Here is a 13266-nt window from a genome sequence, read left to right as displayed (position 1 = left end):
TCATGGCGAAGAATTTTCTAATTGAACTGGGTACGGAAGAGCTTCCACCAACAGCACTTCGTTCTCTAGCAGAAGCCTTTGCTTCTAACTTTGAAGCGGGTCTTAAAACGGCTGAGCTTTCTCACGAAGGCATCAAGTGGTACGCAGCACCTCGTCGCCTAGCACTTAAAGTAACAGCATTGGCTGAAGGCCAAGCAGACAAAGTGGTTGAGAAGCGCGGTCCTGCAATTTCTGTCGCATTCGATGCTGAAGGCAACGCGACTAAAGCTGCACAAGGTTGGGCTCGTGGTAACGGTATTACCGTTGAGCAAGCTGACCGCCTGAAAACAGACAAAGGCGAGTGGCTTCTTTTCAAACAAGAAGTAGCTGGCAAACCTGTTCAAGAATTGGTGATCGACATTGCTGCGAAAGCACTGGCTGGCCTACCAATTCCTAAAGCAATGCGCTGGGGTAACTCAGACATTCAATTTATCCGTCCAGTGAAAACACTGACAGTACTACTAGGTGATGAGCTTGTTGAAGGCAAAATCCTAGGCGTAGCTTCTGCTCGTACTATCCGTGGCCACCGTTTCATGGGCGAACAAGAGTTCACAATCGACTCTGCTGACCAATACCCTGCGATCTTAGAAGAGCGCGGTAAAGTAATGGCAGATTACGATGCGCGTAAAGCGATCATTCTTGCTGATGCTAAAAAAGCAGCAGATGCGGTTGGCGGTATTGCTGACCTAGAAGATGATCTTGTTGAAGAAGTTACCTCTTTGGTTGAATGGCCAGTGGTGCTTACTGCTAAGTTTGAGCAAGAGTTCCTAAAAGTGCCTTCTGAAGCTTTGGTTTACACCATGAAAGGCGATCAGAAGTACTTCCCTGTATACGATTCAGAGAAAAACCTACTACCGAACTTTATCTTCGTTTCGAACATCGAGTCTAAAGAGCCTCGTCACGTTATCGAAGGTAACGAGAAAGTGGTACGTCCACGTCTTGCTGATGCTGAGTTCTTCTTCAACACCGACCGTAAGCGTCCGCTTATCGACCGTCTTGCTGAACTAGACCAAGCTATCTTCCAGAAGCAATTGGGGACGATCAAAGACAAAACAGACCGCATCACAGAACTTGCTGGCTACATTGCTGAGCAAATCGATGCTGACGTTGAAAAGTCTAAGCGTGCTGGCCTACTGGCTAAATGTGACCTAATGACATCGATGGTATTCGAATTTACGGATACTCAAGGTGTAATGGGCATGCACTACGCAACGCACGATGGTGAAGACGAGCAAGTAGCACTCGCACTTTACGAGCAGTACATGCCTCGTTTCGCGGGTGACACACTACCAAGCACTGGCATCTCTTCTGCGGTTGCAATGGCAGACAAGCTAGACACTATCGTAGGTATCTTCGGTATTGGCCAAGCACCAAAAGGTTCTGACCCATTCGCGCTACGTCGTGCATCACTAGGTGTGCTACGTATCATCGTTGAAAACGGCTACAACCTAGACCTAACCGATCTAATCGGTAAAGCGAAAGAGCTACTAGGTGACAAGCTGACCAACGACAACGTAGAAACTGACGTTATCGACTTCATGCTAGGTCGTTTCCGCGCATGGTACCAAGATGCTGGTTTCAGCGTTGATATCATCCAAGCGGTATTAGCACGTCGCCCAACCAAGCCAGCTGACTTTGACCAACGTGTTAAAGCGGTTTCTCACTTCCGTGAACTGGAAGCAGCAGAAGCACTAGCTGCAGCGAACAAGCGTGTAGGTAACATCCTTGCGAAATTCGATGGCGAACTACCAGCAGAAATCGACCTAACGCTTCTTCAAGAAGACGCAGAGAAAGCACTGGCTGAAAACGTTGAAGTAATGACGGAAGCACTAGAGCCAGCATTCGCAACAGGTAACTACCAAGAAGCCCTAAGCAAGCTTGCTGACCTACGTGAACCCGTTGATGCATTCTTCGATAACGTAATGGTTATGGCTGATGACGAAGCGCTTAAGAAAAACCGTCTAACGCTACTGAACAACCTACGTAACCTGTTCCTACAGATTGCTGACATCTCTCTACTGCAAAAATAAGCACGAGTGAGACAGTTACTCTAGACATACTCTGAGTAACTAACGGTAAACACCCAAAGGGAAGCGAAAGCTTCCCTTTTTGTTTTTGTGAACCAAGCATTTGTTTGTAGAGGTGTTATTGATTAACTGAATGAATCAGCACTCAGACTGTAGAGGGCATTGTTTGCTATAAATAATCTGTTTATTCAGGGGAAGGGAACAATGAAAAAAACAGTACTCGCGCTTTCAATACTCGCACTCAGCGCATGCAGCCAAACCAGTGACAACAATCTACTGCTGACGATTGATAACGACACCATCGTATTTGAATCGACAGGTAAAGGCACCGTGATCGCAGAACAAGAGCTCGCTAAAGGTAGCTATACCTTCTCTATCAGCGACGCTCAAAATACCTGTGGCACCAACTTTGCGCTGGCTGAAGTGAGTCGCATCAAATTCAATAAACCCCTTCGCCTAGACGATTGCGCCGATAAATCTGAAATAGAGATTAAGGTCTTTCGTGCTAACACCTACCAGTTTACGCTCAACCCACAAACCAATGAGCTGACGGTTCAGATAAAGCCAAAGCAGCAACAAGTACAAAGCTTTGCTTGTCCGGTTCCTAGTGACCAGCCAACCACCATCGATGTTACTCAAACCTTTGATGATGGCACTCTAGTTAGAGATGCCCTTTCTGGCATCGAAGCTACCGTCAGTAACGGCAATGTCATCATGCAGCCTGCAGAAAGCAGCCAAGGTGTTCTACTGCTAGAGAAAGTAGAACCAGAAACCAAAGCTGATTTTAGCTGGGACAACGCCACGGTTTACTTCGTGATGACCGATCGCTTCCACAACGGTAACCCTGACAACGATAATAGCTATGGTCGCAGCCAAGATGAACAAGATGAAATCGGCACCTTCCACGGTGGTGACTTAGCCGGGTTAACTGAAAAACTCGACTACATAGAATCGCTCGGTGCTAATGCTATCTGGATTACCTCTCCACTAGAGCAGATCCACGGCTGGGTTGGCGGCGGTGATCGCGGTGACTTCAAACATTACGGCTACCATGGCTACTACCATCAAGACTGGACTAAGCTCGATGACAACATGGGTACCGAAGACGAGCTGAAAACCTTCATCGATACTGCGCACAGCAAAGGCATTCGTGTTGTTTGGGACGTGGTGATGAACCACACTGGCTACGCCACGCTTGCCGACATGCAAGAGTTCGACTTCGGCAAACTCAACCTCACGGATGAACAAGCTAAACAAACACTTGGCGAAAACTGGACAGATTGGCAACCCGCTAAAGGTCAGAACTGGCACTACTTCAACAACTACATCTCATACAGCGATAAAGAAGCATGGGAAAAGTGGTGGGGCAAAGCTTGGCTTCGCAGCGATATCGGTGCCTATGACTCCCCAGGTTACAATAACCTCACCATGTCTTTGGCGCACCTGCCCGACTTTAAAACCGAATCAACAGAGACCACCGGGCTGCCTAACTTCTATCGCAACAAGTCCACCAGCGCTACAGATGAACTCCAAACCCCTCGTGAACATCTCATCACTTGGTTGTCTGACTGGGTACGTGAATATGGCGTTGATGGTTTTAGGGTCGATACCGCCAAGCACGTTGAGTTAGATGCGTGGGCAGAGCTTAAAGAGAGCACTAACCAAGCGCTTGCAGAATGGAAACAAAACAACCCAGACAAAGCGTTGGATGACCTACCATTCTGGATGACGGGTGAAGTATGGGCACACAGCGTGGTGAAATCAGACTATTTCGCTAACGGGTTTGATTCGATCATCAACTTTGAATTCCAGAGTGATATCGCACCCAAAGCACTTAAGTGTCTATCCGATCTCGATGCTGACTACCTGCGCTACGCAGACAAGATCAACAGTGACAGCGAGTTCAACGTGTTGAGTTACCTTTCATCTCACGACACCTCGTTATTCTGGACACAACACGGCAGTGACTTTGCAAAACAAACCAAAGCTGCAAACGCGTTGATGCTGGCTCCCGGAGCAGTGCAGATCTATTACGGTGATGAAATCGCTCGTGATTTCGGCCCAACAGGCTCCGACCCAATGCAAGGCACTCGCTCTGACATGCCTTGGGATCAAATCACAGGTGAACGAGCAGAGTTGCTGGAACACTGGCAAGCGCTTGGCCAATTCCGCCAACGCCACCCAGCGGTAGCCCAAGGTAAGCATATCCCCCGTAACAGCAAGGGCTACTATGCGTTCGAACGCCAATACCAAGATGACAAGGTATTAGTCGTTTATACTGGCTCAAAGTAAGCGCTGATTGAAATAACCCACAGGAATTAAAAGGAGAAGCTTAGGCTTCTCCTTTTTTGATCACGAAACACTCGTTCAATAAGAAAGCAGACACTCATTAGTTAAACTTTATAGAAGTTTTTTTCACGTTAGAGCATTTGGCGCTATGCGTCGCAAAAACATTGCGGTATGTTCAAGGAACACACTGATGGTAGACATAAGGTCTGCCTTAATGACACATAACAAGCAATCACAATGAATTAGGTAAAATAAGTAATGCAGTTCTCTAAGTTTGGTGAAAAGTTTAATCGATACTCTGGAATCACTCGTTTAATGGATGATTTGAATGATGGCCTGCGCACTCCTGGCGCAATCATGCTCGGTGGTGGTAACCCAGCCGCTATCCCAGCCATGCTCGATTACTTTAACCAAGCCAGTGCCGACATGCTCGCCAGTGGAGAACTCATTGCCGCCCTCGCCAACTACGATGGTCCGCAAGGCAAAGACAGCTTCATTAAATCGTTAGCGGCGATGCTGAAAGATACTTATGGTTGGGACATCAGCGAGAAGAACATCAGCCTGACCAACGGCAGTCAAAGTGGCTTCTTTTACCTATTCAATCTTTTAGCAGGCCAACAGCCAGACGGATCACACAAGAAAATCTTGCTACCGATCGCGCCTGAATATATCGGCTACGGCGATGCTGGCATTGATGACGATATTTTTATCTCTTACCACCCAGAGATCGAACTGCTAGAAAACCGCCAGTTTAAATACCACGTTGATTTTGAGAAGCTCAAGGTTGATGACTCGGTTGCCGCTATCTGTGCTTCTCGCCCAACCAACCCAACCGGTAACGTGCTGACCGACGAAGAAGTACGTAAACTGGATAAGCTAGCGCGTGAAAACAACATCCCGCTACTGATCGATAATGCCTATGGCTTGCCGTTTCCAAACATCATCTTTGAAGATGTCGAACCATTCTGGAATGAAAATACCATTCTGTGCATGAGCTTATCTAAGCTTGGTTTGCCTGGTGTGCGCTGCGGTATCGTGATTGCGAGCGAAGAAGTAACACAAGCTCTGACCAACATGAATGGCATTATCAGCCTAGCACCGAATAGTGTTGGTCCTGCGATTGCTAACCACATGATTGAAAAAGGCGATTTACTGCGCTTAAGCAGCGAGGTAATCAAACCTTTCTATAAAGATAAATCTCTACGTGCAGTTGAGCTCTTACAAGAAGCAATCGATGACCCTCGCTTCCGTATCCACAAGCCTGAAGGCGCGATTTTCTTATGGCTATGGTTTGATGAACTGCCGATTACCACCATGGAGCTGTACGATCGCCTCAAAGCTCGTGGCGTATTGATTGTTCCGGGTGAATACTTCTTTATCGGCCAAGAAGACGAATGGGATCATGCCCATCAATGTCTACGCATGAACTACGTGCAAGATGATGAGGCGATGCAGAAAGGCATTTCAATCATTGCTGAAGAAGTGAAAAAGGCTTACTCAGAACAGTAATAAAACCTTTTAGGTTACTGTAGGCCAAATACAATAAAGAGCACCGACCTTCTTCAAGGTACTGGTGCTCTTTCACTTTTACTTCCCGATAGTTTTTGTCACTTGAATACCCTAAATAATTGGGGGTTCAGCTAGGCGACTAGAAAATTCAACCCGATGAGCATAGGGAACCTATGTGATTAGGGGGAATTTACGACGTCAACAACGCTGTAGCTTCAAGTATGACGGGTATTAGCCTTCGATTAGACCATTACCATTAATAGCAATCTTACGTGGTTGCATCGCTTCTGGGATTTCGCGCTCTAGGTCGATGTGAAGAAGACCATTTTCCATACTAGCACCTACCACTTTTACGTAGTCTGCCAGTTGGAATTTACGCTCGAAATCACGCTCTGCGATACCTTGGTATACGAAGGTTTTCTCTGCTTCTGCTTTGCGCTCACCTTTAACAATTAGCGTATTCTCTTTCTGAGTAAGATCTAATTGGTCATCAGCAAAACCAGCAACGGCCATAGTAATACGGTAGTTGTTCTCGTCTTTTTGCTCGATGTTGTAAGGAGGGTAACCGCCAGAAGTATTTTTCGACGTGTTCGATTCCATCATGTTGAATAGACGATCGAAGCCGATTGCGTTGCGGTAAAGTGGAGTGAAATCTACAGTTCTCATAATGCTATCCTTTTAGTAAGCAATAGTCTTAGCCGTGAATTTTACTGAGATCGAACCTGTGTGTGACCCAGTAAACAGCTAAGGGATTCAGTTCGCATTCCTCGGGTTTCACCTCTATTGGCGACAACGCTGGGACATGGCAATGAATCAATTTTTAAATTGTGTGCTGCCAAAGTTATCCTCTATTGAGCGATTCTTCGTTAGCGGTAATGAAGGTTCTGTTTCTTCTCTTGTAGAGCAAGACAGTCATCCTCTTCACAACTAGATATGTGGATTGAGCAAAATAGTTTCAAGGGATTATTTTCAATTATTTTTCCAATCTACTATTTTTCAATACCTTACAGACACAAAAAAGCACCACCAATAGGCAGTGCTTTCATAATTTTATGAACTTCATCAATACAACGAAGACATCAATTTAATTGCTTCGAGGCTAAGTTAGTTCGCATTAGTTCAAGCGAGGCGCACGCAGCATACAAGTGTATGTGAGTACGCCGAACGCAGAAATCATGCGAAATAACGACGCATCGCAGTGATTAAACGTCTAGGTTTGCTACTTTAAGTGCATTCTCTTCGATGAAGTTACGACGCGGTTCTACTTGGTCGCCCATCAACGTTGTAAACAACAGATCAGCACCAACAGCATCTTCAATCGTTACTTGCATCATACGACGAGTTTCAGGATCCATTGTCGTTTCCCAAAGCTGATCAGGGTTCATCTCACCTAGACCTTTGTATCGTTGTAGGCTCAGGCCACGACGAGACTCTTTCACTAACCAGTTCAGAGCTTCAACAAAGCTAGAAACCGCTTGAGTACGCTCACCACGCTTGATGTAAGCGCCTTCTTCAATCAAGCCGTCAAGCGCTTCAGAAAGGTCTGCTAGCTTACCAAACTCTTTCGAGTTGATAAGGTCAATGCTGAGTACATGTTCGTGAGTAACACCGTGTGTACGCACTACAATCTTAGGAACGCTTAAACCTAGCTCTTCGTGTTTTTCAACTTCAAGAGAATATTGGCTCGCACCCGCTTCTTTGCCGTTTAGCTGCTCTACAAGCTGCTTACCCCAAGCTTCAACTGCCGCTTCATCATGACACTGCTCAGCGGTTAGGCGAGGTACATAAATCAATTCGTGAATCAGTGCTCGTGGGTAACGACGGCTCATACGATCAACCAGCTTAATACCTGCATTGTATTGATGAACAAGCTTCTCTAAGCCTTCACCAGTAAACGCAGGTGCTTCAGGGTTTACGTGCAATTCTGCATTGTCTAAAGCCAAAGATACTTGATACTGGTTCATCGCATCTTCATCTTTGATGTACTGCTCTTGCTTACCCTTCTTCACTTTGTAAAGCGGTGGCTGAGCAATGTAGATGTAACCACGTTCAATCAGTTCAGGCATTTGACGGTAGAAGAACGTCAGTAGCAGAGTACGGATGTGAGAACCATCGACATCGGCATCGGTCATGATGATGATGTTGTGGTAGCGCAGTTTATCTGGGTTGTATTCGTCACGACCAATACCACAACCAAGTGCTGTGATTAGCGTTGCGACTTCTTGAGAAGACAGCATTTTATCGAAACGTGCCTTCTCTACATTAAGGATTTTACCTTTAAGCGGTAGGATTGCTTGGTTCTTACGGTTACGCCCCTGCTTAGCTGATCCGCCAGCAGAGTCTCCTTCCACAATATATAGTTCAGACAGTGCAGGATCTTTTTCCTGACAGTCAGCGAGTTTACCTGGAAGACCCGCTAAATCTAATGCGCCTTTACGACGTGTCATCTCACGAGCTTTACGCGCCGCATCACGAGCACGTGCTGCATCGATAATTTTAGAACAAACGATTTTCGCTTCACCTGGGTTCTCAATTAGGAACTCAGACAGTTTCTCCCCCATCGTAGACTCAACCGCAGACTTCACTTCTGAAGAAACCAGCTTGTCTTTAGTTTGGCTTGAGAACTTAGGATCTGGCACTTTCACCGAAACAATCGCTGTCAAACCTTCACGAGCATCATCACCTGATGTTGAAGTCTTCGCTTTCTTCGAGAAGCCTTCTTTGTCCATGAAGCTGTTCAATGTACGTGTTAGAGCACCACGGAAACCCGCTAAGTGAGCACCACCATCACGTTGAGGGATGTTGTTGGTGAAACAATAAATGTTTTCTTGGTAACCGTCATTCCATTGCATAGCAACTTCAACGGTAATACCGTCTTCACGCTCATGATCGAAATGGAATATTTTCTGGATAATCGGTGTTTTGTTGGTGTTTAAGTGCTCAACAAACGCTTGGATACCGCCTTCGTATTCGAAGTGATCCATTTTGTCTTCTTCGCGCTTATCAATTAGCTTAATTGATACACCTGAGTTCAAGAATGATAGCTCGCGTAGACGCTTAGCTAAAATATCATAATGGAACTCGATGTTATTGAAGGTTTCTTCACTCGGCCAGAAACGAATCTCTGTACCTGTTTTGTCCGTGTCACCTACAACCGCTAGTGGCGCTTGAGGCTCACCGTGGCAGTATGTTTGAGTGTGGATTTTGCCACCGCGATGGATAGTAAGAGTAACTTGCTTAGAAAGTGCGTTAACTACTGAAACACCAACACCGTGCAGACCACCAGATACTTTGTACGAGTTATCATCGAACTTACCACCAGCGTGAAGAACCGTCATGATTACTTCTGCTGCTGATACTTTTTCTTCTGGGTGCAATTCAGTTGGAATACCACGGCCATCATCGCTTACTGACACAGAACTATCTTCATGGATAGTTACGATGATGTCATTACAGTGACCAGCGAGTGCTTCATCAATAGAGTTATCTACCACCTCAAAAACCATGTGGTGCAGACCGGTACCATCATCCGTGTCGCCAATGTACATTCCAGGACGCTTACGTACCGCATCCAGACCCTTCAGTACTTTAATACTCGATGAATCGTAATTATCTGACATAGTTACTCTCTGACTAATTATCCTTGCTCTATTTTGCCATGTTCCACATGAAACATCCTGCTATTTTCGTCATGCATATCTGCAATCTGATCAGCGGTAATAGAGCTTACAAAAACTTGAGCCTGGGTCGCCTTTAAACACTCAGCAAGACGTGCTCGGCGTTGGCTATCTAATTCGGAAGCAAAGTCATCTATCAAGTAGATGCACTGCTTACCTGTCATTTGAGTGAGGTGTTGCCCTTGTGCTACTCGTAGCGCGCACACCATCAACTTCAATTGACCTCGTGACAAGACATCTTCCACTGGAGTGCCGTTCACTTTTATCTTTAGATCCGCTTTGTTTGGCCCACTAAAGGTGTAACCAAGCTGCTGATCCCTTTCAAAATTCTTTTCTAATATCTCGGCGTACGGGGTGTCTTTATCCCAGCCTCGATAGTAGTTAATCTTTATCTCAAACTCAGGTAAGAAGGTTGCACAGATTTCTTCGGCGACTTCTTTAAGCTGTTCAACGTAAGTGGCACGCCACTGGCTGATGCTTTCAGCTAAACGAGCCAATTCTTGATCCCAATAGCTCAGTTCTCGATAGTTCGTCGCCGTTTTCAATAATGCATTACGCTGTTTATTGAGGCGCTTTACCCTGCCCCAAGCATCATAAAAACCCGACTCACTGTGGAAGACTCCCCAATCAATGAATGCGCGGCGATGCTTAGGTCCATCGGTTAGTAAATCAAACCCTTCGGGGTGAATCAACTGCAAAGGTAAGACTTGAGCTAACTGAGCCAATTTTTGCCCAGTTTGACCGCTTATTTTAACCTCTGTGGTGCCATCGCGCTGCTTATTAATGCCAATTGGCAGCTCAAATTGATCCGAGGTCATAAAACGGCCATGGACAAACAGTTCGCTACACTCATTTTGAATGATACGACCGGTTAAGGAGCTTTTGAACGAGCGACCATGTCCGAGCAGATACACTGCTTCAAGGACGCTGGTTTTGCCGCTTCCGTTAGCCCCTATAAGAAAGTTAAAGCCTGATGACGGTTGAATGTCACAGGCTTCAATATTTCTAAACTGCTTTACGATTAAGCGCGATAAAGGCATAACGTCTTCATATTAATCTTCAATCACGGCTCGATAGACAAACGTTGTTGATAAGCAAACATAATGTATAAATAAACACAGTTACAAACGAATCGGCATAACAACGTACATCGCGCTGTCATCTTGTGCGTTTTCAATCAATGCACTCGCATTCGCGTCTGACATTGAGATTCGAACCTGTTCACAACGCAGTGTGTTCAATACATCCAATACGTAGCTTACGTTGAAGCCAATCTCTAGTGCGTCACCGTCGAAGGTTACGTCTAGCACTTCTTCCGCTTCTTCTTGTTCTGGGTTGTTCGCTGTAATACGCATCTCGGTATCTACAAGATTAACGCGAACACCACGGAATTTTTCATTCGACAGAATCGCAGCACGAGAAAACGCTGAACGTAACTCATCGCAGCCGGCTTCTAATGTCTTAGTGGTATTTTGTGGCATTACGCGGCGATAATCAGGGAAACGACCATCAACCAGCTTAGAAGTGAAGACATAGTTGTTCACTTCAGCGCGCACGTTAGAGTTACCAATCTGCAGCGTTACTGGCTGTTCAGGAGCATCCAGTAGCTTCACCAGTTCTTGCACACCTTTACGAGGAACAATGATCTGTTTCTGAGCAAAATCGGCACCCAGTTGCGCTTGAGATACCGCCATACGGTGACCATCAGTTGCAACACTACGTAAGATAGAACCTTCAATCTCAAACAACATACCGTTGAGGTAGTAACGAACGTCTTGGTTCGCCATTGAGAATTGTGTTTTCTCGATAAGACCGCGCAATTCAGCTTGTGTCACTGACACTTCAACTTCACTGCTCCAATCTTCAATATTTGGAAAATCTGCCGCAGGTAATGTTGCCAATGAGAAACGGCTACGACCAGAACGAACCTGAACACGGTCACCATCCAATACCACAGTGATCACTGAGCTATCTGGCAAACCGCGACAGATATCTAGGAACTTACGTGAAGGTACGGTAATGCTGCCCGCTTCGAAATCACCTTCAAGCGTTACACGGCTGATCAGTTCAACTTCTAGATCCGTCGCTGTCATCGACAACACGTTATCTTCTACTTTAATCAGTAGGTTTCCTAGAATTGGAAGCGTTGGCCTACCACCTAGCGCGCCAGATACTTGTTGCAATGGCTTAATCAGGTGACTACGTTCAATGGTAAATTTCATATCTTGCTCTTACGGTCTAAATGGCACTGCGTAATAGTACGTGGCCAAGATTCTGCTTATTAAGGTTAAGAATACTGTGTATTAAGAAGAAAGGGTACGAATCAAGTTCGAATAATCTTCTTTAATGTCGTGGCTCTCTTCACGCAGCTGAGCAATCTTACGACAAGCGTGCAGCACGGTCGTGTGGTCACGGCCACCGAATGCATCACCAATCTCAGGCAAGCTGTGGTTAGTCAACTCCTTAGCCAGTGCCATCGCCAATTGGCGTGGACGAGCAACGGAACGAGAACGACGTTTAGATAATAGATCAGCAACTTTGATTTTGTAGTATTCAGCGACTGTCTTTTGAATGTTATCAATGGTGACCAGTTTTTCTTGCAGGGCAAGTAAGTCACGCAGTGCTTCACGCACGAAATCGATCGTGATCGGACGGCCAGTGAAGTTTGCATTCGCAATAACACGGTTCAATGCGCCTTCTAGCTCACGAACGTTAGAGCGTAAACGCTTCGCAATAAAGAACGCCACTTCATCCGCAAGATGAATTTGGTGGTCTTCTGCTTTCTTCATCAAGATCGCCACACGAGTCTCAAGCTCAGGTGGCTCAATCGCAACCGTCAAACCCCAACCGAAGCGGGATTTAAGACGATCCTCTACCCCGTTGATCTCTTTTGGATAACGGTCAGACGTTAGGATGATCTGTTGATTGCCTTCAAGCAGCGCATTAAAGGTATGAAAGAACTCTTCTTGAGAACGCTCTTTATTAGCAAAGAATTGGATATCATCGATAAGCAATGCATCAACACTACGGTAGTAGCGCTTAAATTCTTCAATCGCATTGTTTTGGAGCGCTTTCACCATGTCTTGAACAAAGCGCTCTGAGTGCATGTAAACCACTTTAGCATTCGGCTTATTATCAACAATGGCGTTACCCACCGCATGCAACAAGTGCGTTTTACCTAAACCAGTACCGCCATACAAAAACAACGGGTTGTAAGCGGTTCCTGGGTTATCAGAAACCTGACGTGCCGCAGCCAAACCCAGTTGGTTCGACTTACCTTCAACAAAGTTATTGAACTTATGTTTTGGGTTCACGTTTGAACGGTGATTAAGATCAACCGCTACAGGTTCTTCATCACGCCAGATATTGTGTACTGGTTTACGTGCTTGTAGCTGCGCAGGTGCAGACGACTCAGCAGCTACATCAGCAGCAGTACGAGTACGAGCAGGGGCGATAGCCTCAGACCTTGGAGCAATGACTCGTTTACTTCCAATCTCAAAATGAAGATGCGGGATATCATTACCACAATATTCTTGTAGCAAACGGTTAATGCTATTTAGGTACTTATCGCGCACCCAATCGAGTACAAATCGGTTTGGTGCAAATAGAGTTAGAGTATTACCATTGAGCTCCGCTTGTAACGGACGTACCCACATACTGAATTCTGTAGCTGGTAACTCTTCTTGAAGCTGTTGCAAGCATTGCAACCAAAGCGAAGATGACAC

At 45.8% G+C, this 13266-nt stretch carries 9 protein-coding genes; 4 read left to right on the top strand and 5 right to left on the bottom strand.

The genetic code is table 11. The annotated features are described in order from the left end of the window. Positions 1-2: 2 nt before the first annotated feature. The 3 genes from glyS to AC3CIA_RS00035 all read left to right on the top strand — a co-directional run bounded on the left by glyS (position 3) and on the right by AC3CIA_RS00035 (position 5864). A complete protein-coding gene (gene glyS / locus AC3CIA_RS00045) occupies positions 3-2069 on the top strand; it encodes a glycine--tRNA ligase subunit beta (protein WP_488518305.1) in 2067 nt (688 codons plus the stop codon). Between the two features lie 201 nt (positions 2070-2270). Next, complete coding sequence (locus AC3CIA_RS00040) at positions 2271-4358, top strand: alpha-amylase (RefSeq protein ID WP_488518304.1); 2088 nt, start codon at positions 2271-2273, stop codon at positions 4356-4358. A gap of 255 nt (positions 4359-4613) precedes the next feature. Continuing rightward, the gene (locus AC3CIA_RS00035) at positions 4614-5864 is read left to right on the top strand and encodes a valine--pyruvate transaminase (RefSeq protein WP_017077292.1); all 1251 of its coding nucleotides are present in this window, start codon (positions 4614-4616) and stop codon (positions 5862-5864) included. 231 nt (positions 5865-6095) lie between these two features. On the opposite strand, the gene AC3CIA_RS00030 is transcribed toward AC3CIA_RS00035, so the two are convergent. Beyond that, positions 6096-6530, bottom strand: a complete 435-nt coding sequence (locus AC3CIA_RS00030; protein WP_488518303.1) for an Hsp20 family protein — start codon at positions 6528-6530, stop codon at positions 6096-6098. 142 nt (positions 6531-6672) lie between these two features. Here AC3CIA_RS00030 and AC3CIA_RS00025 point away from each other — a divergent pair, with 142 nt between their 5' ends. Continuing rightward, positions 6673-6795, top strand: a complete 123-nt coding sequence (locus tag AC3CIA_RS00025; protein WP_301339450.1) for a hypothetical protein — start codon at positions 6673-6675, stop codon at positions 6793-6795. A 271-nt stretch (positions 6796-7066) separates the two neighbouring features. Here AC3CIA_RS00025 and gyrB read toward each other — a convergent pair whose 3' ends face one another. The 4 genes from gyrB to dnaA form a co-directional block, all read right to left on the bottom strand. Continuing rightward, positions 7067-9484 (bottom strand): DNA topoisomerase (ATP-hydrolyzing) subunit B, encoded by a 2418-nt coding sequence (gene gyrB, locus AC3CIA_RS00020; protein WP_004736684.1) that lies wholly within the window; start codon positions 9482-9484, stop codon positions 7067-7069. Between the two features lie 17 nt (positions 9485-9501). After that, complete coding sequence (gene recF, locus AC3CIA_RS00015; protein WP_017080844.1) at positions 9502-10581, bottom strand: DNA replication/repair protein RecF; 1080 nt, start codon at positions 10579-10581, stop codon at positions 9502-9504. A gap of 81 nt (positions 10582-10662) precedes the next feature. After that, positions 10663-11763 (bottom strand): DNA polymerase III subunit beta, encoded by a 1101-nt coding sequence (dnaN, locus tag AC3CIA_RS00010; RefSeq protein ID WP_017073815.1) that lies wholly within the window; start codon positions 11761-11763, stop codon positions 10663-10665. Positions 11764-11844: 81 nt separating this feature from the next. Continuing rightward, positions 11845-13266: a chromosomal replication initiator protein DnaA gene (gene dnaA / locus AC3CIA_RS00005; RefSeq protein ID WP_017081729.1), complete on the bottom strand. Its 1422-nt coding sequence runs from the start codon at positions 13264-13266 to the stop codon at positions 11845-11847.

Source organism: Vibrio sp. QJM3NY_27 (assembly GCF_057785955.1).
Note: the sequence above shows the minus strand (reverse complement) of the source record. Positions and strands in the feature narration are given on the sequence as shown.